The sequence below is a fragment of the Nonomuraea sp. NPDC049684 genome, from assembly GCF_044465345.1.
Classification (GTDB): Bacteria; Actinomycetota; Actinomycetes; order Streptosporangiales; family Streptosporangiaceae; genus Nonomuraea.
Window position 1 is genome coordinate 14,975 of record NZ_JBITLO010000010.1, and the last position, 21,698, is coordinate 36,672.

At 74.6% G+C, this 21,698-nt stretch carries 14 protein-coding genes; 6 read left to right on the forward strand and 8 right to left on the reverse strand.

Annotated elements, in window-relative coordinates:
- Position 1: 1 nt before the first annotated feature.
- Positions 2-2,137, reverse strand: coding sequence for a fibronectin type III domain-containing protein (locus ACIBST_RS28615; protein ID WP_397176095.1), 2,136 nt, complete (start codon positions 2,135-2,137; stop codon positions 2-4).
- A gap of 151 nt (positions 2,138-2,288) precedes the next feature.
- Here ACIBST_RS28615 and ACIBST_RS28620 point away from each other — a divergent pair, with 151 nt between their 5' ends.
- From ACIBST_RS28620 to ACIBST_RS28630, 3 genes are read left to right on the forward strand one after another with little or no spacing between them, the layout of a single operon-like run.
- On the forward strand, positions 2,289-3,488 hold the full coding sequence (locus tag ACIBST_RS28620) for a hypothetical protein (protein WP_397176097.1): 1,200 nt from the start codon (positions 2,289-2,291) through the stop codon (positions 3,486-3,488).
- Entirely contained in the window at positions 3,485-4,810 is a 1,326-nt protein-coding gene (locus ACIBST_RS28625) for a hypothetical protein (protein WP_397176099.1), read from the forward strand. Before ACIBST_RS28620 ends, ACIBST_RS28625 begins: the two co-directional genes overlap by 4 nt.
- Before the next feature lie 44 nt (positions 4,811-4,854).
- A complete protein-coding gene (locus ACIBST_RS28630) occupies positions 4,855-7,893 on the forward strand; it encodes a chromosome partitioning protein ParA (protein WP_397176101.1) in 3,039 nt (1,012 codons plus the stop codon).
- Positions 7,894-7,912: 19 nt separating this feature from the next.
- On the opposite strand, the gene ACIBST_RS28635 is transcribed toward ACIBST_RS28630, so the two are convergent.
- Positions 7,913-9,229, reverse strand: coding sequence for an NAD(P)/FAD-dependent oxidoreductase (locus tag ACIBST_RS28635; protein WP_397176102.1), 1,317 nt, complete (start codon positions 9,227-9,229; stop codon positions 7,913-7,915).
- A 76-nt stretch (positions 9,230-9,305) separates the two neighbouring features.
- On the reverse strand, positions 9,306-10,595 hold the full coding sequence (locus tag ACIBST_RS28640; RefSeq protein ID WP_397176103.1) for an MFS transporter: 1,290 nt from the start codon (positions 10,593-10,595) through the stop codon (positions 9,306-9,308).
- Between the two features lie 129 nt (positions 10,596-10,724).
- Here ACIBST_RS28640 and ACIBST_RS28645 point away from each other — a divergent pair, with 129 nt between their 5' ends.
- Positions 10,725-11,351 carry an HAD family hydrolase gene (locus ACIBST_RS28645; protein WP_397176597.1) on the forward strand — a complete coding sequence of 209 codons (627 nt, stop codon included), beginning with the start codon at positions 10,725-10,727 and terminating at the stop codon, positions 11,349-11,351.
- A 502-nt stretch (positions 11,352-11,853) separates the two neighbouring features.
- Here the strand turns inward: ACIBST_RS28645 and ACIBST_RS28650 are convergent.
- Positions 11,854-12,048 (reverse strand): hypothetical protein, encoded by a 195-nt coding sequence (locus ACIBST_RS28650; protein ID WP_397176104.1) that lies wholly within the window; start codon positions 12,046-12,048, stop codon positions 11,854-11,856.
- 75 nt (positions 12,049-12,123) lie between these two features.
- On the opposite strand from ACIBST_RS28650, the gene ACIBST_RS28655 reads away from it, so the two are divergent.
- On the forward strand, positions 12,124-13,173 hold the full coding sequence (locus ACIBST_RS28655) for a LacI family DNA-binding transcriptional regulator (RefSeq protein WP_397176106.1): 1,050 nt from the start codon (positions 12,124-12,126) through the stop codon (positions 13,171-13,173).
- A gap of 47 nt (positions 13,174-13,220) precedes the next feature.
- On the opposite strand, the gene ACIBST_RS28660 is transcribed toward ACIBST_RS28655, so the two are convergent.
- Together ACIBST_RS28660 and ACIBST_RS28665 are read right to left on the reverse strand one after the other, a co-directional pair.
- Positions 13,221-17,084 carry an AAA family ATPase gene (locus tag ACIBST_RS28660; RefSeq protein WP_397176107.1) on the reverse strand — a complete coding sequence of 1,288 codons (3,864 nt, stop codon included), beginning with the start codon at positions 17,082-17,084 and terminating at the stop codon, positions 13,221-13,223.
- Complete coding sequence (locus tag ACIBST_RS28665; protein WP_397176108.1) at positions 17,085-18,194, reverse strand: exonuclease SbcCD subunit D; 1,110 nt, start codon at positions 18,192-18,194, stop codon at positions 17,085-17,087.
- A gap of 107 nt (positions 18,195-18,301) precedes the next feature.
- On the opposite strand from ACIBST_RS28665, the gene ACIBST_RS28670 reads away from it, so the two are divergent.
- Complete coding sequence (locus tag ACIBST_RS28670; RefSeq protein ID WP_397176110.1) at positions 18,302-19,795, forward strand: alpha/beta hydrolase family protein; 1,494 nt, start codon at positions 18,302-18,304, stop codon at positions 19,793-19,795.
- A 24-nt stretch (positions 19,796-19,819) separates the two neighbouring features.
- Here ACIBST_RS28670 and ACIBST_RS28675 read toward each other — a convergent pair whose 3' ends face one another.
- Both ACIBST_RS28675 and ACIBST_RS28680 read right to left on the reverse strand, forming a co-directional pair.
- Positions 19,820-20,728, reverse strand: coding sequence for an alpha/beta hydrolase (locus ACIBST_RS28675; protein WP_397176111.1), 909 nt, complete (start codon positions 20,726-20,728; stop codon positions 19,820-19,822).
- A gap of 1 nt (position 20,729) precedes the next feature.
- Positions 20,730-21,590: an enoyl-CoA hydratase-related protein gene (locus tag ACIBST_RS28680; protein ID WP_397176113.1), complete on the reverse strand. Its 861-nt coding sequence runs from the start codon at positions 21,588-21,590 to the stop codon at positions 20,730-20,732.
- Positions 21,591-21,698 lie beyond the last annotated feature (108 nt).

Sequence of the window (21,698 nt, forward strand, 5' to 3'; positions counted from 1 at the left end):
CTCAGTCGGTGCACTCGAAGAGCGGCGGCGCCGGGAACGAGCCGCGGGGCGTGGTCATGAGCGTCTCGCTCAGGTAGGCCACGCCGCCGTTCCACTCGATCCTGTTCCAGACGTCGCTGGTCTCCTTGCTCTCGTCCTCCGTGACGCTCTGGCCCTTGACCTGGCAGATGACGGTGATCGAGAGGTACTGCCCCTTCGGGATGCGGCCCGCCTCGCCGGTCTTCGTCGCGGCGGGGCGGACCAGCGTGTCCACCACGTTGTTGTTGGCGTTCTTGTACTGCTGCCTCGGGTAGGTCAGGTCCACCTCGGCGGTGGCGACATCCGGGCTCTCCCCCGCCGCGTTCGCGGCCTTGAGCTTGAAGGAGTACTTCGCGTTGTTCTTCAGCCCGTCCACGGTGAACGACGTCCCCTTGATCGCGTCGTTCGCGGCCGCGCCGCTGAGCTGGTAGGTCACGCCGGGGTCGCCGTTCTCGGGGGCGCTCCAGGTCAGCGTGGCGCCGCGGTTCCTGGGCCGGGCGGCGAAGTTCGACGGCGCCCCGGGCGCCACGCAGGGCCTGGCCCCCGCGCTCCGCTCCGACTCCACCTCGCCGCCCGCCCAGTGGGCGACGACGACGAAGGTGTACTCCCGGGCGCAGTCGCCACCCGTGAACTCGAACTGGAAGGGCCCCTCGGCCTCCACCGACTGCGGCTCCGGCCGTCCCTCGCCGGACGCCTTGAGCGTGTAGCGCTCGACCTTGCCGCCGGTGGACGGGCTGAAGGTGACGGTCACCCGGCCGGGGCCGGACCGCGCGGTCACCGCGCCGGGCGCGCCGGGGGCGGTGGTGGGCGTCGGGGTGGGGGTCGAGGTCGGGGTGGTCGTGGGGGTCGGCGTGGCCGTCCTGGCCGGGTGGCGGGGCCGCTCTGCCTGCTTCGTCCTGGTCGGGTCGGGTTCGCTGGTCTCGGGCGGATCGTCCGGCGGCGGGTCGCTGATCGTGGGGTCGGGGCGCGGGGTCTGCTTGGGCTTGGGGGTGCTGGTCGGCCCCGGTACGTCGGAGTCGTCCTTGTCCACGTCGTGCTTGCGGCCCTCGGGGTCGATGACCAGGGCCTTGTCGCCGTTCTCGTCGTTGGCCCAGAGCAGGCCGTCCTTGACGAACACGTCCACCGGGCCGGGTCCGTCCGCCACCTGGAGGGTGGTGGGCCGCCCGCCGGCGGCGCTGTCCCAGACGATCAGCGCGCCCCGGCTCTTGTCCGGTACGTACACCTTCGACCCGAGCACCTGCGGCACCCCGAGCCCGGCGGGGTCGTCGATCGCGAACCTGGTGCTGAGCACGGCGTTGGAGGAGGTGTCGAGCACGACGAGCAGCCCCGAGCCGCCCGGCGTCAGCACCGGGACGAGCGGGCCCTCGGTCGAGGCCGGGGTGAGCACGCCGCCCTTGGCCGCCCGCGCGACCTCCTTGGGCAGGGCGATCTCGCCGACGCCGCCGTCCGCGCCGACGGTGACGGCGGTGGCGGCCCGCGTGTTGACCACGACGGGCAGCCCGCCGGCGATGGTCACGGCCAGTTCCTCGCCCGGTTCGCCCACCTTGACGGGGGTCGCGGCGACGCCGCCGGACACCGGCACGACCTCGCCCCTGGCGGTCACCGGCACCCATAACCGGCCGCCGCCGTCGATCCTGGCCGCGCCGAGCGGCCCCGGCAGGGTGACCGGCGCGCCCACGGCGTTCAGCGTGACCGGGTCGATGCGCTGGACGCGGCCCGCCGCCGGATCGACGGCGTAGGCCGTGCCGCCGGAGACGGCGAGCTGCGTCCCGGCCGCGCCGAGGTCGCGGGTCTGGGTGACGGTGAGCTGGCTGGGCTCGACGCGGCTGACGAAGCCGGTGCGGTCGTCGACGAGCAGCACGTTCGCGCCGTCCTGGACGACGCGCAACTGCTTGCCGGCCTTGTCGTCGAGGTAGCCGTCCACCTCGCCCGACAGGCCGTTGACGTGCACGACCCGGCCCTTCGCCTTGGTCCACAGCCACGCGCCGACGTCGGCCAGCTCCGGATTGGCGCTGGAGACGCCCACGCCGAACCACGCCGCCGCGGCCACCAGGAGCACGGCCGCCCCACCGGCCGTCAGGGCCGTCGCCCGGTCCCCGCCGAGCACGCGGATGGACACCCGTCACTCACCCCGTATGTGCGATCACAGAGAGTTTGCCCCTCTTTAACCGGGATCACCCTAGCGGGCAGGAGTCCCATCCGCGTCCGTACCGGCTGGTAGCCCGCGCCGAGTTCCGTGTCTGTCGGTGTGAAGCCGTACCTTAGTGCGCGTGTCCGAACAGCCCCTGACCCTCGACGCCGCCCTCTCCGAGGAGGCGGTGCTGTCGACCTACCGCCGCATGTTCGCCGCGCTGGCCCGTGACAGCGGCGCGGTGGTCGACGACCCCGCCCTGGTCGACATCGCCGAGACGCTGTTCGCGGCGTTCGCCGAGGCGGGCGAGGAGTGGCTGACGCACGAGCAGATGCGCTTCGCCTGCCGGGCCTACCCCAGCGACCAGTTCGACAACCGGCTGCGGGTGCTCAAGGGGCTCGGCGCGATCCGCGAGGTCTTCCCCAAGCCCAACCAGCTCCGCTACCGCGCCTCGTTCACCAGCGTCGTCGGCCTGATGTTCATCCGCCGCATGATGGACGACGGCGGCCAGTCCGAGATGCACCGCCTGCTCGCCCTGGAAGACCTCAACGTCGCCGACCCCCGCACCACGATGGAGGAGGCCCGGCAGAGCGCGGTCAACCTGGCGCGCGCGTTCCGGCTCTGGGCCCTGGAGCTGATCACGCTCACCACGGGCACCATCGAGGAGCTGCGCGAGCAGGCCCCCAAGCTCTGGGGCACCGAGGAGATCGCCCGGCGCGCCCAGGGCCTGCACGGCACGATCCTGACCCGCTGGCCCGAGCTCGACCGGGTCTGCACCGACCTGCGCGCGTCCATCTACTCCTACAGCGACGCCTCGCGCCGCGCCGCCGGCCGCCTGGCCGACTCGGCGGGCACGACCCGCAACCTGACGCTGCTGCCCACCGAGACGTGGCGCACGTTCGCCCAGACCGCCTCCAAGGAGCGGCTGGCCTCGGTGCTCGACGGGTTCGTCTTCGACGCACCCGCGCCGTGGCACGATCCGGCCGCCGTCGCGCGGGCGGTCGACGAGGCGCCGCGGCCGGCACCCGTCCAGCCCACTCCCCCGCGTTCCGCGCTGCCCGACCCCGGGCCGGAGGGCTCGCTCGACTCCTCGCCGGGGGCCGCCGTCGAGCGGCTCACGCAGGTGGCCGAGTCGCTGCTCGGCGCCGCCTCGCGGGTCGCGCTGGCCGACGTGATCGGCTCCGACTGGCCCGCCGCCCGCCGCCTGCTCGCCGACCTGACCACCGCCGACCTGCGCCCCGAGCTCCCCTACCGGCTCACCTGGTCCGACGGCCTGACCGTCGATCCCGACGGCGAGCCCGCCTGGCTGTCCCACGGCTACCTGGAGCGCACCTCATGACGTCCACCGGTTCTCCGGCCTCCGAGCGCGGCCGGTCCGCCGGTCAGGCGCTCGCCCACGCGCGGGCGCGCTCCGGCGGGCCGCTGCCGCTGGGGGCGGGCGTGCCGGCGCCCGCCGGGATGACCCGCCTGACCCGGCCCGACTCCACCGGGCACGCGCTGCCGGTGTGGCCCGACGGGGTGACCCCGTCGCTGCTGGAGGAGTACCAGGTCGCCGCCGTCCCGGTGGAGCGGGCCGGCGAGACGCGGCGGGTGCTGGCGGCCACGCTCAAGTGCTGCTGGAACGATCTGTCCGTCGATCCGTGGCCCGGCGACCCGGCGCCCGTCGAGCTGGTGCTCGACACCTACCGGGCGCTCATCGGGCGTACCGACGACCTGATGCGCAACTGGGCGCGGGGCGCGCTGCGGCGGCTGCACGACTCGGCGTGGATCGTCCTCGACGACGGGGTGGTGACGCTCGGGCCGCGCTGCGTGCTGTGGCCGGTGGAGTCGCACGCCCAGTTGCAGGAGCTGGTGCGCCGCCTGCCCGAGCCGGAGCGGCCGGAGCTCACGGTGGTGGGCGACGCCGACATCGTGGCCGCGGCGGTGCTGCCCCTGCCCGGCGCGGGAGGGCGGGCCGAGCTCGGCGTGGCCGAGTTCGACGACCTGCTGGGCGCCTACGACGAGCGGCGGCGGGCCGAGCTGGTGGCCGCGTACATGGTGGTCGAGCACGCCGCCGAGCCGGTTTCCGAGGGCCGCTTCGCCGCGCTGCGCGATCCGGCGCTGCGCCACACACTGGGCGAGATGCTGGCCCGCCGCGGCCGGTCCCTCATCCAGCTCCGCGAGCGCTGGACGTCGGGCTACGACGACACCCACACGGCCGCCCTGGCCCAGCCCCCGGCCGCCTCTCCCGGCGAGGAGGCGGCAGGCGTCGAGATGGCCGGCGTGGAGGTGGCGGCTCGTCCGGCGGCGGGCGCGGGGCTCGGCGTGAGCGAGCGGGCGGTGCTGACGCTGGTGCTGGTGCACTCGGTCGCCATCCCCAGGGCCGAGGGCCTGCTGCCGGAGGACTCCTGGCTGTCGCCGCACCCCACCCCGGTCGAGGAGCTACGCCGCCACACCCAGGTCCCGATCGGCGAGCTGGAGTCGGCGCTGCGCACGCTGCGGCACGCCGGCCTGCTGGCCCAGGTGAAGGCCGGCGAGGAGGCGGGCGGCTACGTCCCGGGCCCGCAGTTCCACCGGCTCACGCCGGCGGCCCGGCGGCGGCTGCAGGAGGAGCTGATCCTGGCCGCCGGCCCGCACACGCCGCTCGCGGCGGCCGTACGCGCCCGCAGGTCGGCGCAGTGAACGTCATGACAGATGGAAGGGTTACGGGGGTTCGGGTGTCGCAGATGGAGAACGTCGTCGGAGACCGGGTGCTGATCGCCGTGCAGGCGGTCAACATCTCACGGCTGTCGACCCATCCGGTGCCCACGGTCCCCGGCACGCTCATCGTCGTCGCGGGCGCGGGCCCCAAAGACTCCAACGGCGCGGGCAAGTCGTCGTTCATCGCCTCGATCACGGCGCTGCTCGGCGACGAGCAGTGGCGCTTCGCCTCGGGCGCCAAGGCGGTCTCCGAGCTGCTGTTCAACGCCGAGCTGGCCAGCGGCGCGGGCGCCCGCCAGTGGGCGAGCGCCGACCACGGCTACATCGTGGGCGTCTTCGGCCCGCCCGGCATGGACTCCTTCGCCCCGCCGGAGCCGATCACCGCCCCCGGCCCCGCCCTGACCGAGGCGGGCGAGGAGGAAGGCGGGGAGGACAGCGGGGAGCTGTTCGAGGTGCCCGACACCTCGGGCGGCGCGATCACCGTGTGGCTCAAGGTCAACCAGGAGGCCCCGCACCTGGAGATCCGCTGGCGGGAGGGCGTCCATCTGGCCGCCTCGCCGTCCGAGGCCGAGCGGGTGGCGCGGGCCGACGAGATCTGGGCGTCGCTGCCGAGGTCGGCGGGCAAGCGCGACGTCGTGGCCCGCGACCTGACCAAGGTGCTCTACGGCGACCGGGTCAGGTGCGTGTCGTTCCTGTCCACGTCCGTGCGCAGCAAGGTCGCCACCAACCTGCTCTCCCAGCCGCTCAACGAGATCTCCCCCGAGCGCGTCTTCGAGGCCATCGCGGCGCTCACCGGCCTCGACGCCGAGCTGGAGCAGGAGCGCGAGGCCCGGCGCGACGAGCACGCCAAGCGGGTGCGGGCGGCGCAGGCGGCCGACCGGCTGGCCGAGTTCGAGGTGGAGTCCAAGGCGCTGCTCGGCACGTTCGACCGCCGCGACCAGGCCCGGGTGCGCCTGGCCGAGGCGTTGCGCTGCTGGCGCGGCAGGCAGGCGCGCAAGCTCGCCGACGCCGCCGCCAAGGACGAGCTGCTGGCCGCCGACCTCGGCCGCCACCGCGCCGCGGGCGAGTCGGCGGCCGAGGAGATCGCGCTGGTCAAGGCCGAGATCGCCACGCTGCGCGAGGACACCCTCGACCGCCAGGTGTCCCAGGCGCGCAAGGAGCTGGCCGCCCTGCAGGCCCGTACCACCAAGCTCGACGCCGACCGCGCGGTGGCCGAGAACTCCGCCGACGAGCTGCGCGCCGCGATCCCGGCGCTGGAGGAGACGCGCAGGTTCGCCGACGGGCGTGACGTGCCCGCCGCCGAGGGCGAGCTGCGGCAGGCCGGGCTCCGGCTCAACGAGGCGCTCAAGGCGCTCGGCGTGGCCGACCAGGAGGTGTCCTCGGCGCGGGCGGCGCTCGACGACGCCGAGGGCGGCCCGGCCGCGGCCCAGCTCGACGCGCTGTCGGCGGCGGGTGTCGGGGCGACCGGCCTGCTCGACGCCCTCGACGTGGCCGAGCAGGCCCGTGACGCCGCCCTTCCCGGCGCCGGCCTGCGCGGCTGGCCGCACGAGCACGCCGTCATCGTCGACGCCGCGCGGCTCGGCGAGGCGGCCGCGGCCCTGGCCGAGCTGCCCGGATCCGTGCTGGTCAGCGCGGCCGGGGTGAGCGTGGTGGGGGCGTTCGACGGGGTGGCCACCGGGCGGGAGGCCCGCATCAAGGCCGCCGGCCAGCGGCTCAACCGGGCCGAAGACGCCCAGGAGAGCGCCGCGGAGGTGGTGCGCGAGGCCGAGGAGGCCGTCGCCGAGGCGCAGCGGCGGCTGGAGGGCGCGCGGGCCGGGGTGCGGCTGGCGGAGCTGGAGGCCAGGCTGGCCGAGCGCCGCGACCGGCTCGTCGGGCTCAACGCGGCGATCGAGGAGCTGGCGCCGAAGGTCGCCGAGGCCGAGCGGCAGGCGGGCGCGCTCGACTTCCGGGCCCGTACCCGTGACATGGAGATCGAGCGGCTCGACGGGCGGCGGCAGCGGCACGAGAGCGAGCGGGCGCAGGCCCGCGATCAGGAGGCCAAGGTCACCGCCGAGCGCGAGGCGCTGCGGCTCGACGCGCTGGCCGCCGACTGGGGCGGCACGGTGGAGACCGCCCGCGAGTGGATCGCGGCGCTGCCGGAGGAGGAGCGTCCGCGCGCGGCCGAGGAGTGGTGGCGCATCGCCGAACGCCACTTCGACCAGGCGCTGCGCGACACCTTCCCCGAGGAGGACGCCGAGATCCCCGAGGAGCTGGCGTTCCTGCTGTCGGAGCGGGGCGGCAGCACGGCGCGCGAGCAGGCGACGTTCGCGGCGGTGTGCGGGGCGCTGGCCTCCTACCTGCGCGGCCAGGAGGAGTACGAGAAGCACCAGCGGCGGCAGATCGAGGCGCAGGTCGTCTCCCGGCAGCGCGACCTGGCGGCGGCTGCCCGGGGCGCGGAGGAGGCGGCGCAGTCCACGGCCGTCCACCGGGCGGCGCTGACGGCGGCGATCAAGGCGAGGCTGACGCGGGTGGCCGAGGAATTCGAGAAGCTCGACACCTCCTACGGCGGCTACGGCGCGACGCTGGAGTTCCCGGTGCCGCCCGCGCCCGCCGACCCCGAGCAGCGCTGGCAGTGGCGGGTGACGCCGAAGTGGCGGCGGGGCGAGGGGCAGGGGTTCGTGCCGTACAACCGGCGGGCCAACACCGCGCTCATGGACGAGAAGGCCGTCAAGCTGGTGTGCGCGGCGGCCATCGCCTCCTCCGGCGGCGGCCACCTGTGCCTGGTGCTCGACGAGCTCGGCCGCAACCTGGGCAAGGAGCACCGCAGGGAGGCGGTCGCGCTGTTCCGGCGGATCGGCGAGACGTACGGCATCACGGTGATCGGCGCGCTCCAGGACGACATGGAGCCGTACGCGATCGACGCCTGCGGCCAGTACGTCAAGCTGCGGCGGTCGTCGGACGCGATGCCGTACAACGAGCCGCCGGTGATCGTCGGCCACGACCAGCACGCCGAGCGGGTGCGCGCGCTGGCCGCGTACGTCGACCGTGGCCAGCCGGTCGGCCCGCCGGTCGGGCAGCCGGTGTAGCGGGCGTGGGGAGGGCGGGTCAGGCGGCGCGGCCGAGGTCATCGGCCACCAGGGCCCGGCGGAAGTCCTCCCCCGCGTGCTCGATGGCCGTGAGCTGCACCGCCTCCCGCCGGAACACCATCGACAGCCCCCAGTCCGCCAGCACCCGCGCCTTGTGGTTGAACGTCGGCACCCACGCCAGGTGGTACGCCCGGTGCGCCAGCCACCCCAGGAACCCGGTCAGCCGGATCGCGTGCACCTGGGCCACGCCCTGGTGATGGCCGAGCCCGGCCACCGACCCCAGGTACGCGTGCCGGTACGCCTTCAGCCTGCCTCCCCTGACGTGCGCCGCCAGGTTGCGGGCCAGCAGCTTGGCCTGGCGCACCGCGTGCTGCGCGTTGGGCGCGGTGAACGTGCCCGGACGGGTCAGGTCGGGCACCGCCGCGCCGTCGCCGGCCGTGAACGCGTCCTCCAGCCCGGCCACCGTCAGGTGTTCGGTGGCGCGCAGCCGTCCGGCCTCGTCCACGGGCAGCCCGCTGTCGGCGGCGAGCGGGCTGGGCCGGCCGCCCGCCGCCCACACCAGCGTCCCGGCCGCCAGCGACGTGCCGTCCGACAGCCGGGCCACACCGTCCTCGGCCGAGCTCAGCCGGGTCTCCAGCCGCACGTCCACGCCGCGGGCGCGCAGCGCGTCCACGGTCCAGCGGCCGAGGCCGGGGTGGAGCTCGGGCAGGATGCCGCCGGTCGCCTCGACCAGGGTCCAGCTCAGGTCGGCGGGCTCGATCCCGTCGTGGTAGCGCAGGGCCTCGTCCGCCAGGCCCTGCATCTCGGCCAGCGCCTCGACGCCCGAGAACCCGCCGCCGACCACCACGAAGGTCAGCGCCCTGCGCCGCACCAGCGGGTCGTCGGTCGAGGCCGCGGCGGCGAGCTGGGCCAGGACGTGGTTGCGCAGGTGCACGGCCTCGCCGAGGCTCTTGAACCCGACCGCGTGCTCGGCCAGCCCCGGGACGGGCAGCGCGCGGGTGATCGACCCGGCCGCCATCACGAGGATGTCGTACGTGAGCGTCCTGGCCGGACCCTGGACCGGCTGGAACCGCGCGGTGCGGGCCTCGTGGTCGACGCGGGTGACGTGGCCGGTGAGCACGCGCGCGCCCTTGAGCACCCGGTTGAGCGGGGCGACGACGTGGCGGGGCTCGATCGTCCCGCCGACCGCCTCGGCCAGGAACGGCTGGTACGTCATGTACCCCCGCGGGTCGACCACGGTGACCGTCACCTCGCCCGACCGGATCAGCCGCCGCAGCCCGCGGGCCGTGTACATCCCGACATATCCACCGCCGACGATCAGAATGTGCTTGCTCATCGTCCGCTCCTCCTCATCAGGTTCTTCACCAGGAGGACGGGACAGCCCCCGCGGATGTGACAGCGGAAACCCGGGATCAGCGGAGTGAGCTGTCGCCGGTCTCCGGCAGGGCGAGCAGGCAGAGCAGGCTCAGCAGGGCCATCGCCGAGACGTAGAGGCCGACGCCCATGACGCCGAGGCCGCTGGTCTGGAGGCTGGTGGCGACCAGCGGCGGCACCGCCCCGCCCAGCACGCCGCCGAGGCTGTAGGCGACCGAGGCGCCGCTGTAGCGGAACTCCGTCCTGAACAACTCGGGCAGGTACGCCCCCATCGGCCCGAAGATCAGCCCCATCAGCCCGAGCGCGCCGGCCAGCGCCACCCCGGCCAGGACCACCGACCCGGTCTCCATCAGCGGGAACATCACCAGCCCCCACGCGACGGCGACGGCCGTGCCGGCGAGCAGGGTGCGGCGGCGGCCCAGCCGGTCGCCGGCCACCGCCGAGACGACCGTGCCCGCCGCCATGAACAGCACGCCGACCATGGTGAGGATCAGCATGGTGGTCTTCGGGATGCCGAGGGTGGCGGTGCCGTAGGACAGGCAGTAGGTGGTGGCGGTGTAGAAGAGCGTGTAGGCGACGGTCATCGCCCCGGCGGCGAGCAGCACCCGCCGCCACTGGTGGCGCATCAGCCCGGCGAACGGCACCTTGGCGATGCGGCGCTGGTCGAGGGCGGCCCGGAAGACCGGCGTCTCGGAGATCCGCAGCCGCACGTACAGGCCGACGACCACGAGGAGCAGGCTGGCCACGAACGGCAGCCGCCAGCCCCAGCCGCCGAACTGCTCGTCGGTCAGCGTCTCGCCGAGGATCAGGAACAGCCCGTTGGCCACGATGAACCCGGCCGCGGGGCCGAGCTGGGGGAACATCGCGTACAGGCCGCGCCTGCCGGGCGGGGCGTGCTCGGTGGCCAGCAGCGCCGCGCCGCCCCACTCGCCGCCGAGGCCGATGCCCTGGGTGAACCGGAGCAGCACCAGCAGCACGGGCGCGGCCACGCCGATGGCCGCGTAGCCCGGCAGCAGGCCGATCGCCACCGTGGACAGGCCCATCACCAGCAGCGAGACGACCAGCATCGACTTGCGCCCGACGCGGTCGCCCCAGTGACCGAACACCGCCGACCCGAGCGGGCGCGACACGAACGCCACCGCGAACGTCGAGAACGCGGCCAGCCGGCCGGCCACCGGGTCCATGCCGGGGAAGAACGCGGTGTTGAGCACCAGCGCGGCGGCGGTCCCGTAGATGTAGAAGTCGTAGAACTCGATCGCGGTGCCCATGAGGCTCGCCACCGCGATCCTGGTCGTGCTGGGTGCCGAGACCCGGGGGGAGGTCTTCACTCCATGTCTCACAATCCGGACTGTCATCTTGTCAAGCGATACAACGACGCTACCACCTGCGCAATGTCACACAGCCGCCCGATAGATTCGACCGCAAACGTCGCCTTTTGGGAGGACCGCACCTTGGCCGTGGAACTGGTCATCTTCGACTGTGACGGGGTGCTCGTCGACAGCGAGCGCATCTCGGTACGCGTGGGCACCGCCGCCCTGCGCCGCCTGGGCTGGACGATCGACGAGAGCGAGTACGCCGAGCGCTTCGTCGGCTGCAGCAACGAGTACTGGGACGAGCAGGTCGGCGAGACGCCCCCGGGCTGGCACGACCAGATCACCCGGGAGTACCTGGCCGCGATGGAGGCCGAACTGCGTGCCATCGAGGGCATCGAGTCCGCCCTCGACCGCCTGGACATCCCCTACTGCGTGGCCTCCAACGGCCGGCACGCCAACGTCCGCAACAGCCTGGAGCTGACCGGTCTCGCCCGGCGTTTCGACGGCCGCGTCTTCAGCGCCGAGGACGTCGCCCGCGGCAAGCCGGCCCCCGACCTGTTCCTGCACGCCGCGACGACGATGGGGGCCGCGCCGGAGGGGTGCGTGGTGGTCGAGGACAGCCCGTTCGGGGTGCGGGCGGCGATGAGCGCGGGGATGCGCTGCCTGGCGTTCGCGGGCGGCCTGACGCCCCCCGCCCGCCTGTCCGGCCTCGGCGCCACCCTCTTCCACGACCCCACCACGATCCCCGACCTGATAGCCACCCTCCCCTGACCCCACCTTTTCCCCTGCCACCCGCCCGTGCCCGTGCGCCTCTGCCACCCATCCCTGCCCCGTACCCCTGCCCCGTACCCCTGCCCCGCCCCGATGCCCCGCCCCGGTGCCCCTGCCACCCGCCTCTGCTCCCGTGCCCCTGCCACCTGGCCCTGCACGTGACACCTGGACCGGCCCCGCCCCTCACGCCGTCCTGACCGGCTCCTGCCTCCGCCGGCCCAGAGGGAACCGCCCCCATCAGCCGACCCAACCAACCTGCCGCCCCGCCTCCCGACCCGCCCAACCTGCCGCCCCCCTCCCCGGCGGAGGCAGGCGGCGGGCAGCCGGTGCCAGGCGATGGGGGTGGGGCGAGGAAACGGGCGCTGCCGGGTCTCACGAGGGCCGGTCACCCCTCGCCGCACCCGGCCGACGATCGCACCTGAACGGCCGGGGCGCGTCCAGGCCGGGCGGCCGGCAGGGTGCCGCCATCGGGGCTGCCCTCAGGCACGCGAGAAGGGACCGGTCAGATCTCGCCGTACCGGGCGGGCGGGCAGGTGGGGTCGAGGCGGTCGGCGGTGCGGCGCAGTGAGTGGGCCAGGCGCGCCCGTACGGCGACCCGCTCCGGATCCCGCCTGCGCGGCGCCCCCGGCAGGGCCGCGTCGAGCGAGCCGCGGAACCCCATCGCCGTCCGGTGCGCGAGAACCTGCATGGCATCCATCTCTCTCCTCCTTAATCAATTAAGACCTTAATCAATTAAGAACGCACCGGCAAGCCCGTTCGATACGGTTGGACGATGGCAAGGGTCACCCTGCAGACGATCGCCGACAGGCTCGGCGTGTCCCGCGCCACCGTGTCGTACGCCTTCTCCCGTCCCGACCAGCTCAGCGACGGGCTGCGGCGGCGCATCCTGGAGGTGGCCGACGAGCTCGGCTACGCGGGCCCCAACCCGACGGCGCGCTCGCTCCGGCTCGGCCGCGCCGGCGCGCTCGGCCTGCTGTTCAGCGAGACGCTGGCCTACGCCTTCGCCGACCCGTACGCGCTCGGGTTCTTCCAGGGGCTCGCCACCGCGGCCGAGGAGGCGGGAGTGGGCCTGCTCATCCTGCCGCTGCCGCACGGCGACCGGCGCAGCGACACCGTGCGCGACGCGGTGGTCGACGCGTTCTGCGTGGTCTCGCTGCCCGACGGACATCCGGCGCTGGCCGAGGTGCTGGCCAGGAAGCTGCCCGTCGTGGTGGTCGACGAGCCGTACGTGCCCGGCCACCCCTTCGTCGGCATCGACGAGCCCGCCGCCGGGGCCGCCGCCGCCGCGCACGTCCTCGGCCTCGGGCACCGCCGGGTCGCGGTGGCCATGGTCGGCCTGCACGACGACGGCCACACCGGCTGGGCCGACCGCGCCCGCCAGGAGAGCGCGGTGTTCGCGGCGATGCGCGCCCGGCGCGGCGGCTACCAGGCGGCCTGCGAGCGCGCCGGCCTCGACTGGGACGACGTGCCCTTCTACGAGGTCGCCAGGAACTCGCGGGAGGCGGGCAGGAAGGCCGGCCACGCGCTGCTGCGGCTGGACCCCCGGCCCACGGCGATCCTGACCAACACCGACGTGCTCGCCCTCGGCGTCCTCGACGCCGCCGCCGACCTGGGTCTCGACGTGCCGGGCGAGCTGTCGGTCGTCGGGTTCTCCGACAGCGCGGCGCAGGAGGCGGGGCTCACCACCATCCGGCAGGCCAAGCAGGAGATCGGGGAAGCGGCCGGGCGGCTGCTGCTGTCGGGGGCCGCGGCCCGGCCGGAGCGGCGGCTGTTCCCCCACGAGCTGATCGTGCGGACCTCGACCGCGCCGCCGCCTAGCTGACCAAGGTCCGTACGAGCTGATCGTGCGGACCCCGACCCCGCCGTCGCCTAGCTGACCAAGGTGGACCCCCTGCGGGTCTTGCCCACCTTGAGCTGCACGGGGATGCGGGTACGCAGCTCGCCGACGTGGCTGACGATGCCGACCGCGCGTCCGCCGTCGCGCAGCCCGTCGAGGATGTCGAGGACGTCGTCGAGGGTGTCCTCGTCGAGGGTGCCGAAGCCCTCGTCCACGAACAGCGTGCCGACCTCCGCGCCGCCCGCCTCCGCCGTGACCACGTCGGCCAGGCCGAGCGCGAGCGCGAGCGAGGTGATGAAGCTCTCGCCGCCCGACAGGGTCGCCGGGTCGCGGTCGACCCCGGTCCAGGCGTCGGCCACCTTCAGGCCCAGGCCGCCGCCGGAACGCGCCCGGGATCCGGCGGTCTTGCGCAGGTCGTGCCGGAGCAGGTAGCGGCCGGACGACATGTGGTCGAGGCGCTCGTTGGCGGCGTCGACCACCTGCCGGAGCCGCTCCCCCAGCACGAACGACGTCAGGCTCATGTTCCACTGGTTGTCGCCGGACGTGCCCGAGGCCAGCGCCGCCATGCGTTCGGCCAGCCGGTGCCGCTCGGCCGCGGGACGCCACCGCTCGATGCGCGCGGCCAGCTCCTCGCGCAGCTCGGCGAGGCGGGCGGCTCTGGCCACGGCGCGGTCGCGCTCGCTCGCCAGCCGCGTGTGCGCCTCCTCCGCCGCGTCCCTGCCGGCCTCGGCGGCCGCCAGGTCCGGCGCCGGCTCGGCGGCCGCGGCGATCAGCTCGGGGTCGGCGAGCAGGGCGGTGACGGCGGCGTGCTGGTCGTCCAGCCGCCGCAGCAGCTCCGCCTTGCCCTCCCGCTCCGCCGGGCTCCGGTACGCATCCTCGGCCTCCCGCACGTCGGCGAACCCTGCCTCGGCCGCCGCCCGCCGGGCCGCCTCGGCCGCGGCGTCGAGCTCGGCGGCCGCCGCGACCGCCGCCCGGGTGGCCTCCAGCGCCTCGCGCAGCAGCTCGGCCTCGTCGTGGAGCCTGGACAGGCGGGCCGTCAGGGTCGGGTCGCCGCCCCGGGCCGCGTCGAGCCGGGCGCCCAATCGCCCGGCGTCCGCGCTCAGCTCCTCATGTCTGGTACGTCCGGCCGCCACCCGCGCCGCGATGCGGCGTCCGCGCTCCTCCAGCTCGGCCCGCTCGCGGCCGAGCGCGGCCACCTCGGCCGCCAGCCCGGCTTCCTTGGCCGCCACCGCGGCGAGCCGCCGCAACTCCTCCTCGGCCGCGGCCAGCACCCGCCCACCGTCGACCCCGCCCGCGCCACCCGCGGTCCCCGGAAGGGAATCTCCCGCGAGAGCGCGCTCGGGGTGCACGGTTTCGGTGCCCAGGGTCTCGGGGTGCAGCGTCTCGGAGTGGAGGGCCTCGGGGTGCAGGGTCTGGGCGAGGCGGGTGTGGAGGCGGGTGCGTTCGGCGGTGAGCCGGGTTCGGTGGGCGTGGTGGGCGGCGAGCGCCTCGGCGATCTCCCTGGCCCGGTCGCGGACGTGGTCGCGCTCGCCTTCGAGGCGGTCGAGCGCGTCGGCGAGAGCGGGCTCCCGTTCGGCGGCCGACCGCAGCCGGTCCAGTTCCTCCTCGGCCGCGAGCACGCGATCGGCCGCGGTGTCGGCGGACAGCCCCTCGGTGGCCGCCGAGGCGTCGGCGAGCCGGGACTCGATCGAGGCCAGAGCACGTTCGGCGGCCTCCCGGTCGGCGGCGGCCGCCTCGTGGGCGGTCTCGGCGGCGTGCTCGTCGTCGGGCGAGGGCGCGCTGGGGGCCGGGGCGGCGGGCACGGGGTGGTGCTCCGAGCCGCACACCGCGCACGGACGCCCGTCGGTCAGGTCGCGGGCCAGCTCGGCCGCCATGCCGTCGATCCTGGCCTGACGCAGGTCGAGCCAGCGTTCGCGGGTCTCCTGGGCGCGGTCCACCAGGACCTGGTGAGCGACGGCGGCAGACTCCAGCTCGGCGGCGAGGGCGTCGCGGCGGTGAGCGGCCTCCAGGACAGAACGGGCGGCGTCGAGCCGCGCTGAGGCGGCGGGCACGGCCGCCGCCTCGGTGCGCACCTCGGCCAGGGCGGCGCCCGCCGCGGCCAGCCGGGCGGGCAGCTCGGCCTCGGCCGCCGCCACCTCGGCCTCGCGCTGCGCCAGCGCCTCCAGCTCACCGGCCAGCATGGCGAGCTCCCGGTCGACGTCGATCAGGTCGGCGGCAGCGTCGCGCACGGCCTGGGCCGCCGGAATGCGCGCCGCGGCCACCCGCGCGCCGGCGAGCCGGCTCTCGGCGTCGGCGACCAGGCCGGGCAGGACGGCGAGCCGCGCGGCGACGGTCTCGTCGGCGCTGACCAGCTCGGCCAGCTCCTGCTCCACCCGCGACAGGTCACGCCGGACGACCGACAGCCGGGCCTCCTCGGTGAGCAGCTCGGACAGCCGCGCCAACTCGGCCCGACGCTCCCGCTCCAGCCCCTCCAACTCCTCCACCGACGGCTCCCCGCCCCCCGGCGCCCCTCCGCCGCCCGGCGCCCTTCCGATACCCGGCGGCCTCCCGACGCTCGGCGACTCTCCGCCGCCCGACGCCCATCCGACGCCCGCCAGCCCAGCGACGCCCGGCGCCCCTTCGCTGCCCGGCGCCCCTTCGACGCCCGGCGGCCTCCCGGCACTCGGCGTGGGGCGGCGGGGAAGGAGGGGGCGGGCGCGGGCCAGGGCGTCGGCGACCATGGCGCGGGCCTTGGCGGCGGCCTCGGCGCGCTGCACGGCGGCCGTGATGAGCGGGAGCACGCGGTCGGCGCGGGCGGCGTCGTCGATGACGGCCTGGAGGTCGGCGCGTTCGTCGGCGCGCTCGTCGAGGGTGCGGCGCAGGGTCAGGGCCTCGGCGTGGCGGCGGCGGCGTTCGGCGAGGGCGGCGGCCTGCTCGAACCGCGACCGCGCCGCGCGTACGGCGTCGCCCGCGGCGGCGTGCTGCTCCTCGCACCGGTGGACGACGGCCCGCGCCGCGTCCAGCAACGCACCGGCCCATCCCAGCGGATCCTCCGCCGCCGACGGCGGCCCCCCGTCGTCCAGCGCAGACGGATGCGACGACGCGGCGGCAAGGGCGGGATCAGAGGGGGGCAGCGCGGCAGAGAGGACGGGCCCGGCAGATTCCGGCGCGGAAGAGATGGCGGGCCCGGCAGGCTGCGGCCCGGAAGCGAGAGCGGAATCGGCGGGGTGGGGCGTCGAGGGGAGGAGAGGGCCGGCGGCTTCCTGGAGGCGTTCGACGGCGAAGGCGACCTCGCGCCCCAGCTCCTGCTCCTCCCGCCCCGTGACCCGCCGCCGCTCGGCCAGCCACGCCTCGGCCTGGGTGAACACCTTGACGGTGAACAGCCGCTCCAGCAGCCGGGCGCGGTCGTCGCCGTCGGCGCGCAGGAACTTGGCGAAGTCGCCCTGCGGCAGCATCACCACCTGGCAGAACTGCTCGGCGTTCATCCCGAGCAGCCCGCCCACCAGGTCGCCCGCCTCGTCGAGCCGGGTCGTGAGCCCCTGCCAGGCCTCCCCGCGGCGCTCCTCGACGACGACCTTGGCCTTCTCCTCGGTGAACCCGGTGCCGCGCAACTTGGGACGCTGCCACGAAGGCGAGCGCCGGATGCGCAGCGAGCGGCCCCGGATCGTGACCTCCAGCGTCACCGAAGGGCCGGCGCCGGCGGGCGCGTGGTCGCAGCGCAGGCTCCGGGCGCTGTTGCGCTGGCCGGGCACGACGCCGTAGAGGGCGAAGCAGAGCGCGTCGAGGATCGTGGTCTTGCCCGCCCCGGTGGGCCCGTGGATGAGGAACAGGCCCGCCTCGGTGAGGGCGTCGAAGTCGACCGTCTCGGTGCCGGGGAAGGATCCGAAGGCCGTGAGGGAGAGCCGGTGAGGCCGCATCTACGCCATCGTCTCCTTCACGCGCGACGCCTCGACCGCCTGTCTCAGCAGGTCCTCCTCCTCGGGCGCGGCGGGCTCACCGCGCACCTCGCGGACGAAGTCGAGGGCGACCTCGGTCTCGGGCCGCCCGCTGACCCGCACCGGCCCGGCGGCGGGCGCCGCGCCCACCGGCTCGAACGACAGGGCCAGGGCGTGCGGGAAGCGGGCCCGCAGCCGGTCCATGGCCTGCTTGGGACGGACGGCGTCGGTCAGGGTGATCTGCAGCCAGTGGTCTTCGTAGGCGGCGAAGGCGGGCAGGGTCAGCAGGTCGTCGAGGTCGCCGCGGAGCCGCCCGACCGGCCGGGGCACGGGCGCGGGCACGAACTCCGCGCCCGAGCCGAGCGTGACCAGCCAGCAGCCCTTGACGTGGCCGGTCTCGGAGAAGGAGTAGGCCAGCGGGGAGCCGGAGTAGCGCACGGTCTCGGACATGCGCTGCCGCCCGTGCAGGTGGCCGAGCGCGACGTAGTCGACGCCGTCGAAGGCCGACAGGGGGACGTGGGACACGCCGCCCACGCTGATGTCGCGCTCGCTGTCGCTGGCCTGCCCGCCGGTCACGAAGCAGTGGGCCAGCACGACGGCGGCCCGGTGGCGGACGGCGTCGGCGCGCACGCGGCTCATCGCGTGGGAGATGGCGGCGGTGTGGCCGCGGTCGGGCAGCTGCCAGGGGGTGCGCACCAGCTCGGGCTCCAGGTAGGGGATGCCGTAGAAGGCGACGTCGCCGACCAGCACCGGCTCCCACGACTGCGCGGGCTCGGTGCGGACGTGCACCCCCGAGGACTCGAACAGCGCCGACCCGAACCCGAGGCGCAGCGCCGAGTCGTGGTTGCCGCTGATCAGCACCACCCGCGCCCCGGCGGCGCGCAGGCGGGCCAGCGCGTCGGAGAGCAGGGCCACCGCGTCGACCGGCGGCAGGGCGCGGTCGTAGACGTCGCCGGAGACGGCCACGACGTCGACCCGCTCGGCGCGCACCGTCTCGACCAGGTGGTCGACGAACGCGGCCTGCGCCCCTAGCAGGCTCTCCCGATGGAAGGAGCGCCCGAGGTGCCAGTCGGAGGTGTGCAGGATCCGCATGTCGCAGGAAGCTAACATCTCTCACCGACAAATGCGGCCCCTCCTGTCACAGAAGCCGGGAGTAGGCTGGATGATCAGCGGGCAAACCAACGCACATGGGGAGGCCGATGCGCACTGGCCGTGGCACCTTGAGCGTCGCCGCCGGCCTGGTGCTGGTGGCTCTCGCGTCGGTCGGCTACGTGTTGCCGCCCGCGTTCGACCCGCCGCCGCTGAAGGCGGATCCGGCGTTCGCCGCGATTCCCCCGCAACCGGCCGACGAGCTGCGCCCGGTGGTGGCGGCCACCGCCGTGCGGCGGGAGGAGATCTCGCTGCCGGCCGAGGGCCAGCGCCTGGAGGGCACCTTACGCGTGCCGCTCTCGCCCGGCCCGCACCCGGCGATGGTGTTCGTGTCGGGGTCGGGCAACGGGTCGCGGACGGAGTTCACGCCGCAGGCGGAGTTCCTGGCCAGGGCGGGCGTGGCGACGATCGCCTTCGACAAGCGGACGGTCGGCTACGACTTCCGCGACCGCGACTTCGGGCTGCTGGCCGACGACGCCCTGCGCATGGTGGAGTACCTGCGCACCCGGCCGGAGGTGGACGCCTCGCGCGTCGGGCTGTGGGGGGTCAGCGAGGGCGGCTGGGTAGTGCCGATCGCGGCGGCCAAGAGCGCGGCGGTGGGCTTCGCGGTGCTGGTCTCCTCGCCGAACGTCTCGCCGCTGCGGCAGGTCGCCTGGGCGCTGAACGAGCAGCTGCTGCGGCTGCACGCCCCCATCGGCGCCCGCGACCTGCTGACCAGGGCGATGGGCGGCGTCGGCTTCACCTTCCTGCGTTACGACGCGATGCCGGCCTTACGTCAGGTCAAGCAGCCGGTCCTGGCGTTCTACGGCACGACCGACCCCTCGATCCCCTTCGTGGAGTCCACCAAGGCGCTGGTCACGGCGCTCACCGAGGCGGGCAACGACCGGTACACGATCCGCTTCATGGACAAGGGCGACCACGCGATGCGGGTCAACGGCGGCCCGTTCACCAAGGGCTACCTGGAGACGCTGGCCAACTGGATCACCGGCCTGCCGGCCACCGCCAGGCCGTCGGCGCACATGGCGGGCAGCACGCCGGTGCAGCGGTTCGAGGCCAGCGACGTGCCCGCGGCCCCCTGGTACGCGGGCGGCACGATGCTCGGGCTGACCATCTGCCTGGCCGCCGTCGGGTACGTGGCCGGCCCGGTGGCGGCGATGGTCGTGCGGCTGCGCGGCCACGGCAGGCAGCCGGTCGAGACCAACGCCCGGCTGTGGCCGCCGATCAGGCGCAGGCTGCGCAGGATGGCCTGGACGGGCCTCGGCCTGCTGGCCTCGGTCGTGGCGTTCATCATGCTGCTGGTGCTGTTCTCGGTGAACCAGGCGGGCGCCTGGCCGGCCGTGCTGGCGGGCTGGCTGGTGGTCCGCGTGCTGGCCGTGCTCATGCTGGTCCAGGAGGTCACGGCGGTGGCGGCGTACGTGTCGGCGCTGCGCGAGGGCATGCAGCCCACCCGGTGGCAGTACGTGGCGATCGGCGGCGTGCTCGGCGGCACCGGGCTGCTGCTGGTGGCGGCGGCCTACTACGGCCTGTTCTCGTTCCCCTGGTAGGAAGTGCCTGGTAGGAAGTGCCTGTCAGGAAGTGCCCTGGTAGGCGTTCATCCAGCGGTCGAGCTCGGCGAAGACCTGCTTGCGCGCGGGCTCGGCCGACAGCACCAGGTCGTGCACGCCGTCCTGGATCCGCACGCAGGTGACGTGGGGGCCGATGGAGGTGGCCCAGCGGGCCATGTGCTCGGGGTCGAGCACGATGTCGGCCGAGCGGGCCTCGGGCACGAAGTCGCGTACCCGCAGGCCCGTGGAGGAGGCGAGGACGAGCACCGGCACGTCCACCCCCAGCCCGCGGTGCAGCCGCCGCTGGGCCCGCCGGATGGCGGCCAGCCACATGGCGTGCACGGAGAACCCGACCAGCGGCTTGAGCTCCAGGTCGTAGTCCCATTCGCCCTGTTCGGTGCGGTGCAGGCTCTGGCCGTAGGCGGTGCTGATGCCGAGGGGCAGCGGGCGCCGGACGTAGGACATCGGGGTCTTGAGCAGGTCGGCGGCCAGCCGGAGCGGGGCCGGCACGTTGAGGTCGAGGAACGGGCTGTTGAGCACGAGCCCCTGCACCAGGCCCCGGCCGCGGACCCGGTCGGCCCACAGCGCGGCGATCAGGCCGCCGGTGGAGTGGGCGTTGACGGTCAGCTCGTCGTGGTCGCGGCGGATGAGGCGGACTGCCTCGTCGATCTCGGGGAAGTGGTCGGTGACGCTCCTGATCAGCCCCCTGGTCTGGTGCGGGAGCAGTGAGCGGCCGTACTTGCGCAGGTCGAGGGCGTAGAAGTCGATGCCGCGCTGGACGTAGTGGTCGGCCAGATGGTCCTGGAAGAAGTAGTCGGTGAACCCGTGGACGTAGAGCACCGCCCTGCGCGAACCGGTCTTCCTGGAGATCAGGGTCGCGACGACCTCGCCCTCGAAGTCGGGCTGCATAGGGAGAACGGTGATCTCGTACATATCAGACAGAATATGGATTGTCCGGCCATGTGGGGACGCCAGGCGGAAGGTCGGTGCTCACCTTCATCGGGAAGTCGGCCGGACGCTTCTCCAGGAACGCCGTCACCCCCTCCACCGTGTCGGCCGCGCCCCCGAGTTCGGCCATGAGCCTGGAGTCGGCGGCGTGCGCCTCCCACGGCGAGGCGGCCGACAGGCCCGACCACATCAGCCTGCGCACGGCGGCGACGGAGACGGCCGAGGTGTTGTCGGCGATCTCGCGGCCCAGCGCGTACGCGGCGGGCAGCAGCTCCTCGTCCGGCAGCACCCGCGAGACCAGGCGGCCCTCCAGCGCCTCGGCGGCGGGGAAGATGCGGCCGGTCACCGCCCACTCCATGGCCCGGGAGATGCCGACCACCCGGGGCAGGAACCAGCTCGACGCCGCCTCCGTGACGATGCCGCGCCGGGCGAACACGAACCCGAACCTGGCGCTCTCGGCGGCCAGCCGGACGTCCATGGGCAGCGTCATCGTGACGCCCACGCCCACCGCCGGGCCGTTGATCGCGGCGATGACGGGCTTGAGCGAGGCGGCGATCCGCAGCGCGACCGTGCCCCCGCCGTCGCGCGGCGCGCCCTCGACCAGCTCGGCCTCCGCCCGGTGGCCGAACGTGCCCCCGCCGCCGCCCAGGTCGGCCCCGGCGCAGAAGGCCCGCCCGGCCCCCGTGACCACCACCGCGCGCACGTCGTCGTCGGCGTCGGCGAGGTCGAAAGCGCTGATCAGCTCGGCGCGCATGGTCAGCGTGAACGCGTTGAGCCGCTCGGGGCGAGACAGCGTGATGGTGGCGACGCGATCGGCCACGTGGTACTCGATCTCGGAGAAGGCCATGACCCGAATCTTATTCGGTTACCGATGTTCACCCTCCGATAAAGACATATTTCGCATCCAATGCGTAGGCTGCCCGCGCTGTCCGTGCCTGGGGGTTACGGTGGAGTT

What these genes read in the sequence shown, in the direction of transcription:
- ACIBST_RS28670 (WP_397176110.1), top strand. Translation starts at nt 18,302, where the DNA reads ATGCGCACTGGCCGTGGCACCTTGAGCGTCGCCGCCGGCCTGGTGCTG.
- ACIBST_RS28675 (WP_397176111.1), bottom strand. Translation starts at nt 20,728, where the DNA reads ATGTACGAGATCACCGTTCTCCCTATGCAGCCCGACTTCGAGGGCGAG.
- ACIBST_RS28655 (WP_397176106.1), top strand. Translation starts at nt 12,124, where the DNA reads ATGGCAAGGGTCACCCTGCAGACGATCGCCGACAGGCTCGGCGTGTCC.
- ACIBST_RS28630 (WP_397176101.1), top strand. Translation starts at nt 4,855, where the DNA reads ATGGAGAACGTCGTCGGAGACCGGGTGCTGATCGCCGTGCAGGCGGTC.
- ACIBST_RS28635 (WP_397176102.1), bottom strand. Translation starts at nt 9,229, where the DNA reads ATGAGCAAGCACATTCTGATCGTCGGCGGTGGATATGTCGGGATGTAC.
- ACIBST_RS28665 (WP_397176108.1), bottom strand. Translation starts at nt 18,194, where the DNA reads ATGCGGATCCTGCACACCTCCGACTGGCACCTCGGGCGCTCCTTCCAT.
- ACIBST_RS28650 (WP_397176104.1), bottom strand. Translation starts at nt 12,048, where the DNA reads ATGGATGCCATGCAGGTTCTCGCGCACCGGACGGCGATGGGGTTCCGC.
- ACIBST_RS28625 (WP_397176099.1), top strand. Translation starts at nt 3,485, where the DNA reads ATGACGTCCACCGGTTCTCCGGCCTCCGAGCGCGGCCGGTCCGCCGGT.
- ACIBST_RS28660 (WP_397176107.1), bottom strand. Translation starts at nt 17,084, where the DNA reads ATGCGGCCTCACCGGCTCTCCCTCACGGCCTTCGGATCCTTCCCCGGC.
- ACIBST_RS28680 (WP_397176113.1), bottom strand. Translation starts at nt 21,590, where the DNA reads ATGGCCTTCTCCGAGATCGAGTACCACGTGGCCGATCGCGTCGCCACC.